The organism is Nodosilinea sp. LEGE 06152 (assembly GCF_015207525.1).
Lineage (GTDB): Bacteria > Cyanobacteriota > Cyanobacteriia > Phormidesmidales > Phormidesmidaceae > Nodosilinea.
In genome coordinates this window covers 185,154-201,422 of record NZ_JADEWR010000004.1, presented here as the reverse complement: position 1 = coordinate 201,422, position 16,269 = coordinate 185,154, and the positions used below count along the sequence as shown (strand labels likewise).

The following is a 16,269-nucleotide window of genomic DNA, read 5'->3' as shown; positions in this document are numbered from 1 at the left end:
TCACACCGATTAGCAGACCGCCGTCACTCCATCGAATTGGGCAGTCTTAACCCAGCAAACCAGAGTCAGCACCCCAAGTCCCCCGCTTACAACCGGGGGACTTTTCTTTGGGTTTTGGGCAATAATTGCAATAGGTAAGGGAGAGCAGTCCATGGCCGCCAGTACAGACCGCCTCGATCGCATTGAAGCTCTGGTAGAGCGCAATAGCGAAGCTATTCAGCACAACAGCGAAGCCATCCAGCACAACAGCGAAGCTATTCAAAAGCTGACCGAGGAAACCAAGGAACTCAATATTCGCTTTGCGGCCTATCAGCAGGCCTCGCAGTGGGTGGTAAAGCTGGCCTTTGGCCTGCTGGCGACAGCTACCATTACGACGATTGTGACTGCAGTGGTCAGGTAGCGGGTTTGCTGACCCCCATCCGAATTTCGGAGCAAAACGACGCTATTTGTTCGGTATCGCCGACTTTGACTACGCTGGTGCGCATACGCAGGTTAGGGTTCACGAACCACAGGCGTTCTTCCACCTGTCCGTTCTTGGTAGGGGTGGTAATAGTGAGTACCTCATCTTCGACTCGGTAGCGCCCCTCAAGGACAGACAACCCGGCCGCCTGCACCAGTACCCCCTCCCCTGCTGCAGTGGGGGAGAAAATGACCATGAGGGCAGTGCTTTGCGTTTTTTGCGGTTGCCCGTCGATCTGGCTGTCCTGGTGAACGCGCAGGCCGCAGGCAATTTGGCCGGGGTCATGGCTCAGAGGCGCACAGGCCGCCGCCAGATCGCTATCGGTGGCAGGCAAAAACTCAATGACCAGATTGGACTGCCCTGCTTGAGAACTCTGCCCAGCCAAATTGTGGGTCGTGCGCTGGGAAAACCACTTGCCGGCCAGGGTTTCAAAAAAGTTCACAATGTCCATGGGGATAATCTGCGTTTTGCCAACGAGTCACAGTCTTTAATTCTAAAGCGAAGCGCACCTTTTCTAGCCTGAGGATAGGGCTGATTGGCGCTAAAACAATGCCCTTTAGGAGCTGGCTAATTGTGTACAAATGTTGCGATATGAAAAGTGCTGAACCCCTTTTCCCGTAAGAATTAGAGAACATCACAGAGTGATACGCTAACGGTTACGCTCAGGCTCGTTTTTGAACGGGCGCTTTCATAACGCTGTTCTTGTAAATTGGTGACGCCTCACATGACCGCAGTGAACCAGGTACCTTTGTTGCTCCGCGCCGCCCGCCACGAGGTGCTAGAGCGTCCCCCCGTGTGGATGATGCGCCAGGCAGGGCGCTACATGAAGGTGTACCGCGACCTGCGCGATAAGTACCCGTCCTTTCGCGATCGCTCCGAAAATGCCGATCTGGCGATCGAGATCTCGCTGCAGCCCTGGCGCGCCTTTCGCCCCGACGGAGTGATCATGTTCTCCGACATTTTGACGCCGCTGCCGGGCATGGGCATTCCCTTCGACATCGTTGAGAGCAAGGGTCCGATCATCGACCCGCCCATTCGCACCCAGGCCCAAATCGACGCGGTACACGAGCTGGACCCCGAGACAGCGCTGCCCTACATTCGCACCATTCTGCAAACCCTGCGACAGGAAGTGGGCAACGATGCGGCGGTGCTGGGCTTTGTCGGCTCGCCCTGGACCCTAGCCGCCTACGCCGTGGAGGGCAAGACCTCGAAGAGCTACACCAACATCAAGGGTATGGCGTTCTCGGAGCCCGCCATGCTGCACACCCTGCTGGGCAAGCTGGCCGACAACATTGCCCAGTACGTGCGCTACCAGATCGACTGCGGTGCCCAGGTGGTGCAGCTGTTTGACTCCTGGGCCGGGCAGCTCAGCCCTATGGACTACCGCACCTTTGCCCTGCCCTACCAGCAGCGGGTGGTGCAGCAGGTGAAGCAGACCCACCCCGATACCCCGCTCATTCTCTACATCAGCGGCAGCGCCGGTATTTTTGACCTGATGGGCGAGTCGGGCGTCGATATCGTCAGCGTCGACTGGACGGTGGATATGGCGGAGGCCCGCCGTCGCCTGGGGCCAAGCCTTGGTGTGCAGGGCAACATTGACCCGGCGATTTTGTTTGGTTCTCAGGCGCTGATCCGCGATCGCATTCTCGACACCATTCAAAAAGCGGGCAATCGGGGCCACATTCTCAACCTGGGCCACGGCATTTTGCCCGGCACCCCCGAAGAAAACGCCGCCTACTTCTTCGAAACCGCTAAGAACATCGATAAACTGCTGGCAACGGTTTAATCCCCCGTGTCATCCTGTGTAGGGGCGCAGCATGTTGCGCCCCTACCTTATGGCCATTGGCTATGCTTACCCTCACCCAGAGCCACCTGCGTCAGCTAGAAATTTGCCCCCGGCGCTACCAGTACGGCTATCTGGAGCAGGTGCCGGTGCCTACCGACCCAGAGATGCTGGAGCGGCAGCGGTGGGGCACCCAGTTTCACCTGGTGATGCAGCAGCGTGAGCTGGACCTACCTATTGAGGGTTTTCTTGAAGAAGATGCGGCGCTGGATGTGGCGGTGCAGGGGTTGCTGGCCGCTGCGCCGGAACTGTTTACACCTCAGGCCGATCGCTTTCGGCAGAGCGAGCACCGTCGCACCCTAGCTTTCAACGGCTACCTGCTGACCGCTATTTACGACCTGCTGCTGCTGGAGCCGAACCGGGGCCAAATTATTGACTGGAAGACCTACCAGCATCCGCCCAAGCAGGCGCAGTTGGCCAAACATTGGCAGACTCGTCTGTACCTCTATTTGTTGGTTGAAACCAGCGATCTGGCCCCAGAGCAGGTCTCGATGACCTACTGGTTTGTCGCCCCTCCCGGTGCGGAAGCCCGATCAGAAGACCGGGCTGAGCCGCCCAGCAGTATTGCGATCGCCTACAGCGAGGCCCAGCACCGCCGCACCGAGGCCGATCTGCGGCGGCTGACCGATCGCCTCACGGATCTAATGGCCCCCGGCGACGATCTGCCCAAGGTTGATCCGGAGTCGGGCCACTGCGCCGAGTGCTCCTATGCGGTGCGCTGTCAGCGCTGGGCGGAGCGCTTTGGCGAAATGGGAGGAACGGTTTTGCCTGCGATCGCCGACATTGCCGAGGTGCCGCTCTAAATGGTGATCGTCCCTAGAACTATGCTGGCTGAGCGAAGTCGTTCGTGGAGCGTCTCCCGAAGGGAGAAAGCCAAAACCTACCCGAGATATCCCCTAGCCCCTCTGGGGCGGCTTTGCCAACGACTCCGCTCAAGGGGGCGGTTACTCTAAATTACCGTTACACACCGACAAAACCCACGATAAAGTTCACCACAAAACTTCAACAGGTGAACTTTCTAGAACCTGGTTAAGCAAGGGTTTAAGGTCGGGTTAATCTGAAGCTAGACACAGCTGAGTCGCTTCACATCAAGCTCGTCCAGCCTGCATTTTGTGGGCCTTTCCCTACATGCCATCGCTACATGGCAAGGAGTTTATAATGACCCAAAACGTCCTTTCAGGCCGGCGCAATGTGGCGCTGGTGGGTGCTTACTCTAGCGGTAAGACAACATTGTTAGAAAGCATTCTCTCGGTCACTGGGGCCACTACCCGCAAGGGCAGCGTCGATGAGGGCAACACCCTCGGCGATAGCTGCCCGGAGGCCCGCGCCCGACACATGACCGTTGAACTAAATGCCGCCAGTACTCAGTACGGCGGCATTTCTTTTACGTTCGTAGACTGCCCCGGCTCGGTTGAGCTACAGCAGGAAACCAACCACGCCCTGATGGGGGTCGATGCGGCGATCGTAGTCTGCGAAGCCGACCCCAATAAGGTGCTCACCCTCTCGCCCCTGCTGCAATTTCTCGATACCTGGGAAATTCCGCACCTGATCTGGATCAACAAGCTCGATCGCGCCAACGGTACCTTTGCCGACGTGCTGGCTGCCCTGCGTCAGGTTTCCTCGCGCCCGGTGATTCCGCAGCAGTACCCAATTCGCCAAAACCAGGATTTAGTAGGCTTTATCGACCTGGTGACTGAGCAGGCCTTTCACTACCACCCCGGTGCCCCCGCCGACCCTGTGCCTCTGCCACCCTCGCTTCAGGCAGAAGAACAGGCCGCCCGCGCCGAAATGCTCGAAACCCTGGCCGATTACGACGACCACCTGCTCGAAGAACTGCTGGAAGATATTACTCCCCCCGAAGACGAAATTGTCCGCGACCTAAAAATGGAGCTGGGGGCCGACCTGATCGTACCCGTGTTTATTGGCGTGGCCCAGGCCGACTACGGCGTGCGGCCCCTGCTCGATGCCCTGGTCAAAGAAGCGCCTGAACCCAGCATTACCTGCGATCGCAGAGGCATTGCCTGCGACGACGCTACCCTGGCCCAGGTGCTCAAGACCTACTACACCCCGCAGGGCGGCAAGCTATCGCTGGTGCGGGTCTGGTGCGGCGAGCTGAAGGATGGCGACAGTCTGAATGGCGATCGCATGGGCGGCCTCTACGACCTAATGGGCACCCAGCAGAACAGCCTCAGCCGGGCCGAGGCCGGCCGCATTGTCGCCGTAGCCCGCCTGGAGGGTGCCCAGACCGGCGACACCCTCACGCTCCAGGGCACCCCCGACACCCTGTTGCCAAAGGCCCCGGTGATCGACCCGGTCTACGCCCTGGCCATTGCCCCCGCCAAGCGCAGCGACGAGGTTAAGCTCAGCGCCGCCCTGACCAAGCTGCTGGAGGAAGACCCCTCGCTCTTTTGGGAGCAGCACGGCGACACCCACGAGGTCATTCTCTGGGGCCAGGGCGATGTGCACCTGAAGCTGGCGATCGATCGCCTCAGCCGCAAGTACAACCTGCCCATGGCCACCCACCTGCCCCAGGTGCCCTACAAAGAAACTATCCGCCAGGCCAAAGAGTCGGTGCATGGCCGCTACAAGCACCAGAGCGGTGGCCACGGCCAGTTTGGCGACGTGTATCTCTCCATTCAGCCGCTGCCGCGCGGCGACGGCTTTGCCTTTAGCGACACCATCGTGGGCGGCGTGGTGCCCAAGCAGTACATCCCCAGCGTCGAAACCGGGGTGCGCGAGTACCTCGACCACGGGCCATTGGGGTTCCCGGTGGTGGATGTGGCGGTGACGCTCACCAATGGCTCGTATCACAACGTCGATAGCTCCGACAACGCCTTCAAGCAGGCGGCCCGCATCGCCATGCAGGAAGGGCTAGCGGCCTGCACCCCCACCCTGCTCGAGCCCATCGCCCAGGTCGAAATTTCGGTGCCCAGCCTCTACACCTCTAATGTGTTAAAGCTGATCACAGGCCGTCGCGGCCAGATTTTGGGCTACGAGGGCAAGGCCGACTGGCCCGGCTGGGATGTAGTGACCGGGCACCTGCCCCAGGCGGAAATGCAGACCATGATTCTGGAACTCAGGTCGCTGACGATGGGCGTGGGCTTTTTTAAGTGGACCTACGACCACCTCGACCCGGTGCCCGAGAAGCTGACCGAGCGGATCTTGGCCAGTACAGGGGGCGATCGCTAACCACACCCGCTGAATAGTGTCTCTCTCAACAGACCCTAGAGCTTTTGCAAAAACTCTGGGGTCTAACTGCCATCTAATCAAGTCGTTTGGCAAACTCAGCCAGCAACGCCGGAAAATCTTCTGGCTGTGGAAATTTTGCAAAGCTGTGGACGGCGGGTGTTGTTGCCCAGGGCAGCTTTTCGTCAGTGTAGGTCTCGATAAATGGGCTGTAAGATTGGGCATCTTCCATCATCGTCGATCGCACGTTGACGAAGTCATCCATACCCTCGGGGTGCGTGAATAGCCAGCTCATGCAGTGGGCACAAAAATAATGCCGTGTTGCGCCGTGCAGTCCACCGATCGCAGGTTCACCCAGCGTTACTTTGAACCCGCTGCTGGGGTAAAGTGTGCTCAAACTAAAGGCGCTTGCGGTCATTTGCTGGCAGCCGGTGCAGTGACACGCCATCGTCATTAGCGGTTCTGAGCTGACTTCAAACTGAACCTGCCCACATCTACACTGGCCCGTTTTGTGAGGTTTACTGTCTGTCATCACTGACTCCCTGGTGCTTCGATCGTCAACATTGTGTTTTGTTCTAGCGGTTATAGTCAGCCGCTGCCAGAGTCTTTGTTTTTCATCCATGCGGTTCTGAAATCCGCTGTACCACAGTTGTTGTATTGTGCGGCTATGGAAACATCCCTAAGCGAATCCATAACTGTCGTGCTGCCACTTGAGCAAAACTATTCATTGCCAAATACTCCACAGTAACCTCGCCAATCGGAGTTATCCCTAAAATTTCACCCGATTCAGGAATTACCTGGAAATGCTCACTCCATAGATCCTCTCGTGGGTGAAAGAAACGAACTTGTGCATTAGCGCGGGAAGATTCTCCACTGATACGATTGCCCTTACGAAGATTACAGGAACGACAAGCAAGGGCTAGATTGGCTTCATCATTTGAACCTTGTCGAGACAGGGGAACAATGTGCTCTACTTCAAATGGAAAATTGAAAACCACTTCAGGAGCCTTGCAATATTCACAACGATGGCTCGCTCTCTGAGCAACCTCCGTGTAATAAGGATTCATGAATTGCCCTGTTGCATGAAAGCCGCAGTACGGGCTGTTGCTGCTCGCAACTCAAGTTCAACAAGGCTGTCTAGTTCTACTTGTTGTTCTGGTGGTAGTGCCAAACCTTGATCTCGGGCTGATCGCCAAGACTCCATCAATTCCGATAGTCGTTCCTGCTGTTCTGCATTAAAAAAAGAATCAGGTTGGAAACTTTGAATGACTAGTAGCGCACTAAATTCCATTTCGTCAAGCTGGGCCGTTAAAGCATCTAAAGCTTGACCAGCAGTTTTCCCCACAGAATGTTTATCCCCTGCGATCGCTCGATAGGTTTTTTCGCCGTTAGCACCGGAGATAGGCAGAATGGCTACTGTAGTCATGACTCTGGATAGAAAATCACTTGCCTAAGATTATAGCTCTCCTCGGTCTTGTGCCGTTTTTTTAGAGTATTCGCCTCGGTGCTAACGTTGAACAGTAAGCAGGTCGGGTTGAGCTGGCAAAACCCAACACTTAGAAAAACGACGCAACCATTCAGTCAAAACGATTGGGGAACTGATAGAGATTACCCTTTAAGACACGATGGTTTGGGAGTAAAGACCTTTTGGGCTTGTTGGGTTTCCTTCGTCAACCCAACCTACAGGAGATCTGCGATCGCTCTCCGATCGAATTATTAGACGGTTTACAAGAATACAACTACGATGCTGAGAACTGTTGCAATCACAACGATCAAGCTCCAGATCCAATGTTCAGTGACAATTTCCAACAAAGCTTTTGGGTGAAAGCCGTAAATTTGATACCATTTAGCATTTGTCTGAAGACTTCCTTGCAGTGTGCGCTCAAAGATACTTGCGAGAACATTAACTTTACGTAATGTTGATTGATGAAGTTTCACAAACTCCCTGGTTTCAAATGCTGCCGCTTCATCTTTACCACTAAGATATCCAATGTCAGAAATTTTATTCTTTTTAGTGAGACTTTCAAGCCTAGGATGACCTATATAATCGCGTCCATAAACATCTCCGAGAGCACGAGCTAGATCAAATTTCCTTTCCTCAGGCAAACGTACTGGCTTACCACCGAGAACCCGATATCTATGTTCAATGGCTTGAAAACCATAATTGATATCCCTCATATTCCAGTGAACCCAAATACACCGCTCATTCCTCGTTAAAAAACGAAAAAACTCGTCAAGCATCTGATGCTCAAGATCATCGTAATGATTAACAATTTGTGCCGGTAGGAGATGAGATAATTCAGCAATCTTATGAATTGAAAATGATTCAGTTTGACCCGATGCAAAATTGCGAACAGCGATTGAAGTGATTCTTGGTGTTGAACCATCTAATCTGTCATAAAAACTTTCACATGAGTAGTGAATGACAAGCGTGTTATCTTGACGTTCTCCAATTTCACGTAGCTGATGGAGTGCTTTTCGACGTTTGCTAAGCCGCCGGAGTTCTTCGCCCACAAGTTCTATTAAACCTCCATATGTTAATTAACATAGTATTTTTGCCTTATTTCGCCTTATAATAATTTTATCAAGTTGTATAACGATTGAGATGATCGGCAACAGTAGCCTTGAGTTTAGAATGAAGAGGTTTGTTCTGTCTGCTCCATCTCAATTGTTATACAGCAAATAAACTAAGACTTGCAATGCCACTCTTTACCAGCATTCCAAAGGTTTAGAACCTCAATTTTGTACACACTATACCAATATGGGTTTTTTCGAGAGGAAACCACAACACACGGTAAATCTCTAGTGGTTTTATAAGAGTAGTACTCGATGTAGATAGAACCATCGCTCATCTCTATATTGGATGCAAAGCAACCAAAGGAAATTGGAAAGTCAATCGTTCTTATTTCAATTTGATCCGATGCCTTTGAATGCAAACTACAAGTGAGCAATAAAGTGTCTGATATTTTGTCACTCAGCCGCTGATTAGATATAGGTCGGTATATTCTTTGTGGTATCAACTTAACCGCTTCACCATTGGGATCGACAACAAGAATTTTGATCTTCTGACCGTCTTTTAATTTCTGCTCTAGTTGAGAGTAAAACGTTGCTATGGTGCGATTGAGGGATATGCCAATGATAAATAACTCTTTCGAGTTGGATATAGTAGCATCTCGCAAATTAGATGGAAGCTCTTCGTAGAGAAGATTACTTGTTCCTGTGAACTTATCATTTATGCCATTCAATCGATCTCGAATTCCGAGACTATAAGCTGCTAGTAATCCCAATAAAGCTAGCGTAACCGATTCAATAAGAGTTTTGGAAGCCAAACCTAATCCATTAAGGATTGCTAATGCGAGTGCTGCGAGCGCGAAGAGGTAAAGATCAATGTTTTCACCTTTACGTATGTCTGAAATAATGCGCCTAATAATTTCCATCTCGCCTCAATCCACTACGATCGAACATGGCACTAAAATGCACAGTTTTAGAATCTTCCAATATCCTAAAGAACTTTCCCCCTAACTCACCGACTAAAGCTGTATAACTTTTTTTGGATCGCTCCTATCTGCCTAATTCCCTACTACAGGATAGATATACAGTTTATTCGCAATCTAATTCCCCTGGGGAGTAGATATACAGCAGATAATCTGCATAGTAGCCCTACCAAGGGTAAAGAGGCAGAACTATTCTGTCTAACTAAAAACATCTGCCAGAGCATCGTGCCATCCTCTACGGTTGACGGGGAGCACTTGTACCATTACTCTTTTACGTTAAGCCGTTCGAGCAGAGCGGTTGTCTTGCAGAACTCGAAAATCTTAGCGCTGTCTGAAGGTGTTTGCGGCACCAACAGACAGCTAACCCCGCAAATCTAACCAGCAGATTGCGAGGCTAGGCCCATGGTACCCTAGCCCCCTCAGTTTGCACTTGCGCTGCGGGTGGCTGGGGTTTTCGCGTTCTGTTTTCTTCCCATCACTAAAGGAAACAGAACCGATGTTTGAATATCTCGAACCAGAAGCCAGCAACAACCAAGAGACCAATTCCCTGCCGCTCCCGCCCAGGTCTGGAGCCATTAACAAAGGCATCAATCCCGAAAAGGTGCGCCACATGCTCTTTGGCAGCCTGGCAGGCATCGATCGCACCATCAAAATCCTCCACGCCCTCGGCTACGCCGACCCCAACGACTGGAGCGACCCCATCCCCGCGCCCCCCAGCGTCGATAGAGCAACAGCCGCCGGGTCGTCGAGCGGAGTCGAGACGTGGATGGTCATTCTCACCAGAACGGTTCTCATTGAGTAGCTGTTCCCAAAGAGACCGGGTGCCTTCTGCTGCTAGCAACGGCTTGGGTCGAGACAGCAGGCACCCGGTCTCTAAACGCAACTGGCACAACTGTTTGGAGCGTGCACGGGCATGTTCCTGCACTGGGGCGTGGAGACAATTAAGTTAGGGATGAGTCTGAAATTCAATTGGCATCTTCCATGACCCAACCGCCCCTCCGAATCATCTCTCTCATTCCCAGCGCTACCGAGATTGTCTGTAGCCTGGGGCTAGAGAAATTCCTGGTGGGCCGCAGCCACGAGTGCGACTTTCCGCCCGCCGTCAAAGCGCTGCCCGTCTGCACTGCGCCCAAGTTTAACCCCGAGGGCAGCAGCGGCGAAATTCACCAGCGGGTGAGTGACCTACTCACCTCGGCCCTCAGTGTCTACCGGGTTGATGTTGAAAGGCTAGAGGTGCTGCAACCTACCCACATCATCACTCAGGCTCAGTGCGAAGTCTGTGCCGTCAGCTTAGGGGATGTAGAAGCCGCTGTGGCCGAACTCACCCAGAGCCAGCCGCAGCTAATTTCGCTTTCCCCCAACCGCCTAGCCGATGTTTGGGACGACATTTATAGAACCGGGATAGCTCTGCTAGGGGAGGCAGGGCAGGCACAGGCGGAGTCTGTCTTAGCTGGGCTCAAGCAGCGGGTGCAAACCTGTCGCGATCGCACCACCGACATCCCCTCCCCCACCGTCGCCTGCATTGAATGGACAGAGCCGCTGATGGCCGCCGGCAACTGGGTGCCCGAACTGGTGGTGTTAGCTGGGGGCAAATCGCTCTTTGGCCAAGTCGGCCAGCACTCCCCCTGGTTGAGTTGGGATGAGTTGGTCGCCGCTAACCCAGACGTCATTGTGATCATGCCCTGCGGCTACGACCTGGCCGTCACCCGTCGCGAGAGTGCGGCACTGATGGCGCATCCTCAGTGGTCGCAGCTCAAAGCAGCACAAACGGGTCGGGTTTACCTGACCGATGGCAACCAGTACTTCAACCGTCCTGGCCCTCGCCTGGTCGATTCTTTAGAGATTTTGGCGGAAATTTTTTACCCAGAGAGGGCTGGCTATGGCTACCGAGGCCAGGGTTGGCAGCCCTTTAACTCTGGGAATGATTAGTTTGGGGTTGCTGACCTCAGGCAAAAATCAAAACTTAAGCGTTGCTTAGATGGGCAAACGGCTGTTTGCCTCTACCCAAGTTCATGCCTCAACTCAGCAACGCCATTTATCTTGCGGCTTGGTGTTTGACAATGCCCTAGCTGCGCTGCCGCTTTTGCAGGGCTTCCAGCATTTGCTGCTTGACAGCTTCGGCCCAGAGGCTGAAGTCTTCGCGGTTTTCGAGGGCGTTGCGAGCGGGGGTCGAGGTGGGCTGCGAAGATTTTAAGGTAGACATGGCAATATATAAAGCTTCTATAGCTTTGATATAACAAATCTCCCCAGTCACCAGCTACGGCATTATGCGCCCTTTGCATGAACTTGGTTAGGTCTTGCATAGGGCACGACGATTGCCCCAGGTTTACCCCAAAAACCAAAAACCTAAAATTTCTCGGCTTCCATTAGGGCCATGGCTTTATTGGCAGAGTAGGTCTGCACCCGGTCTTGGGCGATCGCATAGCGCTCATCCTCGGGCGGCACTTCACCCATCAAATCCGCTGCCCGCTGCCAGCGCACGGCTAGGTCTAGCCATTCGGCGGCAGTGGTAGCCGACTTGCCATCTTCCACCGACTGCTGGGCAATGCGTACCGCCAGCACAAAGGGGTCTTGCCCCACTGGGGCAGCAGGGGCCGGGGCCGGATCAGCGGCGCTGGAACTGTCGTCTTGTGCGTTCAGCCTCAGATCGACCCCTAGCCAGTCTTTGGTGGCCCATCCCACCAGCAGCAGCAGCAGCGCCAGACTAGCGCCGCCAATAATTCCGCGCCAGAAGGCGCTGCGGCTAGACGTCGGCTTCTTCTTATATACGTCGTCTAAGAAAGGGTTGCGCTGGCGAGGGGCACGCAGGTCGCGCCACAGGCGAGCTGCCGGGTTAGGGCGCTTGAGCACGATCGGCTCTGACCACAGCAGGCTGTTTTCGGGATCGCGCTTAATTTCGTCGAGCCACAGCAGCTGCTGCTCCTGCACAATGCGGCTGTTGATATTGACGCGGCTAATGCCCCGAGGGCTAATCGTTTCTAGTACGTGGCGGACCTGATCGACCACGGCTTCTCGGGGTAGGGCATCGGCGCTGGGCGCTTCGACCAACAGCTGGAGAATGCCGCTGTCTTGAATGGCGCGGGTGCGAATGCCTTCCTCCGCAAAGTGCTCATTCAAAATTTGAATAATGGCAGCTACACTTCCCTGGCGGGCCTGGAAGTCGATGTCGTCGATGGTTGGATGCATGGCTCAAAGCTGCCGCACGCCACAGAGTTCCGCAGCATAGCGCAGGTATAAACGACTGATCCCGAAATTATATCAACCGTTGCCCCACCTGGAACGTTCTCAGGAAAAGGCTGAGGATCCCGAAGCTGAGCTCCACTCCTACGGCGGTGTTTGAATGGAGCTCAGCAGTGATCTGCGGCCCGGCTACAGCAGGTGCTGAAAGCGGTCTTCAGCGCCGAGTTGCTTGACGGCGGCTTTGATATCCTGGGTGCGGTCTTTGCGCACAATCAGGGTGGCGTTGCCGTCGCGCACAATCACCACGTCTTCTAGGCCAATGGTGACCACTACTTCGTCGGGGTCGGCCGAGTAGACAATACTGCCAGCGGTATCTAAGGCCACGTGGGTGGCCAGATCCACATTTTGATCGCCGGGCTGCTTCAGCAGGCGCTCGACGGCGTTCCAGTCGCCCAGATCGTCCCAACCGAAGGTGACGGGCATCACCTGGGCGCGTTCGGTGTGCTCCATGACGGCATAGTCGATGCTGAGCTTGTCGAGGCTGGGGTAGGCGTCTACCCCTTTGGCCATCAGCGCCTGCATCAAGTCGGGGGCGTGGGTTTTAAGCTCGTCGATCATGACGCCAGCCGGGAAGACGAACATGCCGCTATTCCAGCTGAAGCGGCCGCTGTCGATAAAAGTTTGGGCGGTGGGGGCGTCGGGTTTTTCGGTGAAGCGGCTGACGGTGTAGGCGCTGAGCGAGTCGTAGGTGCCGGTGGCCTCGCCCTGCTCGATATAGCCATAGCCCGTGGCCGGGTAGGTGGGCGAAATGCCCAGGGTTGCGATCGCCCCCTGGCCCGCCAGTTCTGCCGCTGCCCACAGGGTTTGGCAAAAGGCGTTTTCATCGGCAATCCAGTGGTCGGCGGGGAAGAAGCCCACCAGGGCATCGTCGCCGTAGCGCTGGGCCACTTCTAGGGTGCCCCAGGCAACCGCCGGGGCGGTGTCGCGCCCCACCGGCTCGATTAGCAGGTTGGCCTCGGGCAGCTCGGGCAACTGCTCGCGCACGCGATCCGCCAGGTGGGCGGCGGTAATCACCCACATATTCTCCCAGCCCTCGGCTAAGGGCAGCAGGCGATCGGCGGTGGCCTGTAGCAGGCTGCGATCGCTGCCGTCTAGGCACAAAAATTGTTTGGGGCGCGCCAGTCGGCTGACGGGCCAAAACCGTTCGCCTTTGCCCCCGGCCAAAATGATAGGAATAAGTGCAGCCATAATATTTCTGTCTCTAAAGTTTAAAGATTACGTGGCTATAGCGGTGCAGCGGTGATTTTGAAGCAGCTTAAGCGGCTGGTCTCAGGTGGGTTTAGAGTCGCCGCTGAGCGCCCATCGGCCTGTAATTCACCGGCACAAGTGGCTTGATCCTATCCCCTAGGGGGAGAATTCAGGGCAAAATTCGCTTAATATTGATTAACACATCAACCTGCTGCGAAGATTTAGCAGGGTTTTAGGGGTAAATCCAGGCCTGCTTGTCAGGATGGTTTAGCCCACCCTGTCTGCCTTTTTAGCTTTAAACCTATGCTGGGGCTACAGTGGCACGTCGTAACAGGGGCTATGTTGGTAGGGCGTCGCAGCAGGTTAAGTAGGTATCCATGACAACCCCTTTGCAGAACGTCGAGTCTAAGCAAGATAGCCCCGTTGACCCCGATTCATCCGCCGGTCCTGAACCAACCGTTGAACAGGCCGAGCCTGTTGTTTCAGTTAGCTATCCTACCCAAACGGGGGCGACTACGGTCAATCTTACTTCTCCGCCTAGCTCGGCCCGGCGTCTGCTCACCTCGCTGCTCTGGGGAGGCGTGTTTGCCGGTACAGCTACGGCGGCAGCGGTGCTGGGGGCTGCGATCGCGCTCACGGTGCCGCTGCCAGGTTTTTTAGGGGGCGATACCAACGGCGCTGCCAGCTTTGGCGATCTGTGGCAGGCGGGCTTTCGCTACCAGGTGACGCGACCGGTCAACATTCTGGTCATGGGAATCGATGAAGTTCCTGACGCCCAACCCACCTCAGATGAGGTGTTTGCGGGCCGCACCGACACGCTGCTGCTGGTACGGGTCGATGCCGAGGCCGGTACTCTCAATGTGATGTCAATTCCCCGCGATACCCGAGTGCAGATACCAGGCTTTGGCCTGGACAAAATCAATCAGGCTAACGTGTTGGGGGGGCCAGAACTGGTCGCCCAGACCCTGGGCTACAACCTGGGCAACATTCAAATTGACCGCTTCGTGCGCATCAACACCGCCGCCTTTCGGGAGATGGTTGACTTGGTTGGGGGGATTGAGGTGAACGTGCCCACCCGCATGGAGTACACCGATCGCACCCAGGGCCTCTACATCGATCTCTACCCGGGCTGGCAAACCCTGAATGGCGACCAGGCCGAGCAGTTTGCCCGCTACCGCAAAGACAGCGGCGACATTGGCCGCGTGCAGCGTCAGCAAATGCTGCTCAAAGCCCTGCGGGAGCGGCTGACCAACCCCACGGTTATTCCTAAATTGCCTCAGGCCATTCGGGTGCTGCAGCGCTACGTCGATACCAATTTGACTCTGGAAGAAATGCTGGCGATCGCCAACTTTGGCCTCGAAATCGAGTCTGATCAGCTGCAAATGGTCATGCTGCCCGGTCGATTTAGCACCCCGGCCGAGTTTAACGCTAGCTACTGGCTACCCAACTGGGAAGCTTCGGCCACGGTGATGCAAAACTTCTTTGCGGCGGAAGAAGTGGGCGTCTACGCCGATAATTCCCAGGGGCGCTACGTGGCCGACTTGGCGATCGCGGTTCAAAATGCCTCTGGTCAGCCTGAGCAGGCGGCCTCAATGGCCCGCTACCTGCGCGAGAATGGGTTTAGCAACGTCTATATAATCGATGACTGGTCTGGCACCATAGCCCGCACTGAAGTGTTGGCTCAGCAGGGCGATGTCGAGAGCGCTCGTGTGGTTCAGTCGCTGTTGGGGACGGGCCGAGCGCTGTCGGAGTCAACCGGCGACCTTGGCTCTGACCTGACCATTCGGGTGGGGCAAGACTGGGCTGAGCGCGCCAGCCAAACCCTCGATGCTGCGCCCCAGTAGCCCTCTGGCCTAGCCTGCCCTATGCCAAGCCCTTCCCTGCCCAATGTTCAGGCTGAGCTGGCTCGCGATCGCAACCGCCTAGCCGCCGATCGCTCGCTGCTGTCCTTCGTGCGCAGCAGTCTGACCCTCATCAGCCTTGGCGTTGGGCTTGAGCAGATTCTGACGGCACTTGCGGCGGGCGATCGCGCGATCGATACCTGGGTCTATAGCCTGAGCCTGGTCTACGTGGGGCTGGGGGTGCTGAGTTTGGTTGTTGCCCTAGCCGATTACCAGGCTGAGCAAAGGCGGCTGCGATCGCCCACCTACTGTTACCGGCCCCGGTGGTCGATCGCTGAGGCCACCGGACTGGCGGTCTTAGTCACTGGTGCGGTGGCCTTGGGTTGGTTAAGTTTAGAACTGCTGCCGTAGGTATGCGATCGCTAGAATTGGCAGAATATTTTCACGCTGCGCTTGGGCATAGCTTTACGCAGTGCGCCGCCCCAAGCTTTGCCAGCGACAATTATTCACGTTCTCAGCGCACTGAACCAGCGATATAACCATCGACGGCTACGGCCACAGCAGCGTTACCCCCAACCCCGCCAATCCCGCCAGCACAATGGTGACTACAGCCCAGCGATTCAACGTTTGAATGGGCAGCAGCACGTAGTTTTGTTGCTCAATAGCCCGTAAAGCCAGCCGGTGTTGAACCAGCGCCAACCCCAGCAGCACTACCCCCAGCCCAACAAAGCCGATACTCACCACAGCTGGATTGGTTGGTGCCAGCTCGAGAGTCGCCTGCTGCCTCAGCCGGCGGCTAATCTGCTCGAAGGTAACCCCAAAGCCAATCAGGCTCAGGCAGGTTCCAATCCAGGCGTTGAGGGTGCGTTCGGCGGCGGCGCGGGTGCGTTCTCGGGCGAGTTCGTTGGTGATAGTCACCTGTTCGGGCAGGGGTGCGTCACTCATAGATCTGGTATCAATTTGGGGCTTTGGCTTTGTAGGCGAACGGTTAGCGAGAAACTGCAGCATAGTACTGGA

18 protein-coding genes are annotated in these 16,269 nt (G+C 55.4%); 8 read left to right on the top strand and 10 right to left on the bottom strand.

Annotated elements, in window-relative coordinates:
• The first annotated feature begins 151 nt into the window (after window positions 1-151).
• The gene (locus tag IQ265_RS08225; protein ID WP_228037705.1) at window positions 152-400 is read left to right on the top strand and encodes a hypothetical protein; all 249 of its coding nucleotides are present in this window, start codon (window positions 152-154) and stop codon (window positions 398-400) included.
• Here IQ265_RS08225 and IQ265_RS08220 read toward each other — a convergent pair.
• Window positions 393-911 (bottom strand): phycobiliprotein lyase, encoded by a 519-nt coding sequence (locus tag IQ265_RS08220; protein ID WP_194052315.1) that lies wholly within the window; start codon window positions 909-911, stop codon window positions 393-395. The two genes, IQ265_RS08225 and IQ265_RS08220, sit on opposite strands and share 8 nt — an antisense overlap.
• Before the next feature lie 273 nt (window positions 912-1,184).
• Between IQ265_RS08220 and hemE the strand changes: the two genes are divergently transcribed.
• From hemE to IQ265_RS08205, 3 genes are all read left to right on the top strand, one after another.
• Entirely contained in the window at window positions 1,185-2,246 is a 1,062-nt protein-coding gene (gene hemE / locus IQ265_RS08215) for a uroporphyrinogen decarboxylase (protein WP_194052313.1), read from the top strand.
• 62 nt (window positions 2,247-2,308) lie between these two features.
• Window positions 2,309-3,106, top strand: a complete 798-nt coding sequence (locus tag IQ265_RS08210) for a PD-(D/E)XK nuclease family protein (protein WP_194052311.1) — start codon at window positions 2,309-2,311, stop codon at window positions 3,104-3,106.
• A gap of 355 nt (window positions 3,107-3,461) precedes the next feature.
• Window positions 3,462-5,492, top strand: a complete 2,031-nt coding sequence (locus IQ265_RS08205; RefSeq protein ID WP_194052309.1) for an elongation factor G — start codon at window positions 3,462-3,464, stop codon at window positions 5,490-5,492.
• 73 nt (window positions 5,493-5,565) lie between these two features.
• On the opposite strand, the gene IQ265_RS08200 is transcribed toward IQ265_RS08205, so the two are convergent.
• The 5 genes from IQ265_RS08200 to IQ265_RS08180 all read right to left on the bottom strand — a co-directional run bounded on the left by IQ265_RS08200 (window position 5,566) and on the right by IQ265_RS08180 (window position 8,926).
• Window positions 5,566-6,021: a GFA family protein gene (locus IQ265_RS08200; RefSeq protein ID WP_194052307.1), complete on the bottom strand. Its 456-nt coding sequence runs from the start codon at window positions 6,019-6,021 to the stop codon at window positions 5,566-5,568.
• A 133-nt stretch (window positions 6,022-6,154) separates the two neighbouring features.
• Window positions 6,155-6,556, bottom strand: coding sequence for an HNH endonuclease signature motif containing protein (locus IQ265_RS08195; RefSeq protein WP_194052305.1), 402 nt, complete (start codon window positions 6,554-6,556; stop codon window positions 6,155-6,157).
• The gene (locus IQ265_RS08190; protein WP_194052303.1) at window positions 6,553-6,915 is read right to left on the bottom strand and encodes a hypothetical protein; all 363 of its coding nucleotides are present in this window, start codon (window positions 6,913-6,915) and stop codon (window positions 6,553-6,555) included. The genes IQ265_RS08195 and IQ265_RS08190 overlap by 4 nt, the downstream gene beginning before the upstream one ends.
• A gap of 299 nt (window positions 6,916-7,214) precedes the next feature.
• Window positions 7,215-8,003 carry a hypothetical protein gene (locus IQ265_RS08185; protein WP_194052301.1) on the bottom strand — a complete coding sequence of 263 codons (789 nt, stop codon included), beginning with the start codon at window positions 8,001-8,003 and terminating at the stop codon, window positions 7,215-7,217.
• Between the two features lie 173 nt (window positions 8,004-8,176).
• Window positions 8,177-8,926, bottom strand: a complete 750-nt coding sequence (locus IQ265_RS08180) for a hypothetical protein (RefSeq protein WP_194052299.1) — start codon at window positions 8,924-8,926, stop codon at window positions 8,177-8,179.
• Between the two features lie 553 nt (window positions 8,927-9,479).
• Between IQ265_RS08180 and IQ265_RS08175 the strand changes: the two genes are divergently transcribed.
• Together IQ265_RS08175 and IQ265_RS08170 are read left to right on the top strand one after the other, a co-directional pair.
• Complete coding sequence (locus IQ265_RS08175) at window positions 9,480-9,785, top strand: hypothetical protein (RefSeq protein ID WP_194052297.1); 306 nt, start codon at window positions 9,480-9,482, stop codon at window positions 9,783-9,785.
• Between the two features lie 179 nt (window positions 9,786-9,964).
• Complete coding sequence (locus IQ265_RS08170; RefSeq protein WP_194052295.1) at window positions 9,965-10,912, top strand: cobalamin-binding protein; 948 nt, start codon at window positions 9,965-9,967, stop codon at window positions 10,910-10,912.
• Window positions 10,913-11,048: 136 nt separating this feature from the next.
• On the opposite strand, the gene IQ265_RS08165 is transcribed toward IQ265_RS08170, so the two are convergent.
• From IQ265_RS08165 to IQ265_RS08155, 3 genes are all read right to left on the bottom strand, one after another.
• Window positions 11,049-11,186, bottom strand: a complete 138-nt coding sequence (locus IQ265_RS08165) for a hypothetical protein (RefSeq protein ID WP_194052293.1) — start codon at window positions 11,184-11,186, stop codon at window positions 11,049-11,051.
• Window positions 11,187-11,329: 143 nt separating this feature from the next.
• Window positions 11,330-12,169: a hypothetical protein gene (locus IQ265_RS08160; protein ID WP_194052291.1), complete on the bottom strand. Its 840-nt coding sequence runs from the start codon at window positions 12,167-12,169 to the stop codon at window positions 11,330-11,332.
• A gap of 183 nt (window positions 12,170-12,352) precedes the next feature.
• Entirely contained in the window at window positions 12,353-13,411 is a 1,059-nt protein-coding gene (locus IQ265_RS08155) for a mannose-1-phosphate guanylyltransferase (protein ID WP_194052289.1), read from the bottom strand.
• Between the two features lie 377 nt (window positions 13,412-13,788).
• Here IQ265_RS08155 and IQ265_RS08150 point away from each other — a divergent pair, with 377 nt between their 5' ends.
• The gene (locus IQ265_RS08150; RefSeq protein ID WP_194052287.1) at window positions 13,789-15,255 is read left to right on the top strand and encodes an LCP family protein; all 1,467 of its coding nucleotides are present in this window, start codon (window positions 13,789-13,791) and stop codon (window positions 15,253-15,255) included.
• A gap of 21 nt (window positions 15,256-15,276) precedes the next feature.
• The gene (locus tag IQ265_RS08145) at window positions 15,277-15,663 is read left to right on the top strand and encodes a DUF202 domain-containing protein (protein ID WP_194052285.1); all 387 of its coding nucleotides are present in this window, start codon (window positions 15,277-15,279) and stop codon (window positions 15,661-15,663) included.
• Between the two features lie 138 nt (window positions 15,664-15,801).
• On the opposite strand, the gene IQ265_RS08140 is transcribed toward IQ265_RS08145, so the two are convergent.
• A complete protein-coding gene (locus IQ265_RS08140; RefSeq protein ID WP_194052284.1) occupies window positions 15,802-16,197 on the bottom strand; it encodes a DUF202 domain-containing protein in 396 nt (131 codons plus the stop codon).
• Between the last annotated feature and the right edge of the window lie 72 nt (window positions 16,198-16,269).

What these genes read in the sequence shown, in the direction of transcription:
- IQ265_RS08175 (WP_194052297.1), top strand. Translation starts at nt 9,480, where the DNA reads ATGTTTGAATATCTCGAACCAGAAGCCAGCAACAACCAAGAGACCAAT.
- IQ265_RS08145 (WP_194052285.1), top strand. Translation starts at nt 15,277, where the DNA reads ATGCCAAGCCCTTCCCTGCCCAATGTTCAGGCTGAGCTGGCTCGCGAT.
- IQ265_RS08220 (WP_194052315.1), bottom strand. Translation starts at nt 911, where the DNA reads ATGGACATTGTGAACTTTTTTGAAACCCTGGCCGGCAAGTGGTTTTCC.
- IQ265_RS08150 (WP_194052287.1), top strand. Translation starts at nt 13,789, where the DNA reads ATGACAACCCCTTTGCAGAACGTCGAGTCTAAGCAAGATAGCCCCGTT.
- IQ265_RS08225 (WP_228037705.1), top strand. Translation starts at nt 152, where the DNA reads ATGGCCGCCAGTACAGACCGCCTCGATCGCATTGAAGCTCTGGTAGAG.
- IQ265_RS08170 (WP_194052295.1), top strand. Translation starts at nt 9,965, where the DNA reads ATGACCCAACCGCCCCTCCGAATCATCTCTCTCATTCCCAGCGCTACC.
- IQ265_RS08155 (WP_194052289.1), bottom strand. Translation starts at nt 13,411, where the DNA reads ATGGCTGCACTTATTCCTATCATTTTGGCCGGGGGCAAAGGCGAACGG.
- IQ265_RS08200 (WP_194052307.1), bottom strand. Translation starts at nt 6,021, where the DNA reads ATGACAGACAGTAAACCTCACAAAACGGGCCAGTGTAGATGTGGGCAG.
- IQ265_RS08180 (WP_194052299.1), bottom strand. Translation starts at nt 8,926, where the DNA reads ATGGAAATTATTAGGCGCATTATTTCAGACATACGTAAAGGTGAAAAC.
- IQ265_RS08195 (WP_194052305.1), bottom strand. Translation starts at nt 6,556, where the DNA reads ATGAATCCTTATTACACGGAGGTTGCTCAGAGAGCGAGCCATCGTTGT.
- hemE (WP_194052313.1), top strand. Translation starts at nt 1,185, where the DNA reads ATGACCGCAGTGAACCAGGTACCTTTGTTGCTCCGCGCCGCCCGCCAC.
- IQ265_RS08190 (WP_194052303.1), bottom strand. Translation starts at nt 6,915, where the DNA reads ATGACTACAGTAGCCATTCTGCCTATCTCCGGTGCTAACGGCGAAAAA.
- IQ265_RS08165 (WP_194052293.1), bottom strand. Translation starts at nt 11,186, where the DNA reads ATGTCTACCTTAAAATCTTCGCAGCCCACCTCGACCCCCGCTCGCAAC.
- IQ265_RS08210 (WP_194052311.1), top strand. Translation starts at nt 2,309, where the DNA reads ATGCTTACCCTCACCCAGAGCCACCTGCGTCAGCTAGAAATTTGCCCC.
- IQ265_RS08160 (WP_194052291.1), bottom strand. Translation starts at nt 12,169, where the DNA reads ATGCATCCAACCATCGACGACATCGACTTCCAGGCCCGCCAGGGAAGT.
- IQ265_RS08140 (WP_194052284.1), bottom strand. Translation starts at nt 16,197, where the DNA reads ATGAGTGACGCACCCCTGCCCGAACAGGTGACTATCACCAACGAACTC.
- IQ265_RS08205 (WP_194052309.1), top strand. Translation starts at nt 3,462, where the DNA reads ATGACCCAAAACGTCCTTTCAGGCCGGCGCAATGTGGCGCTGGTGGGT.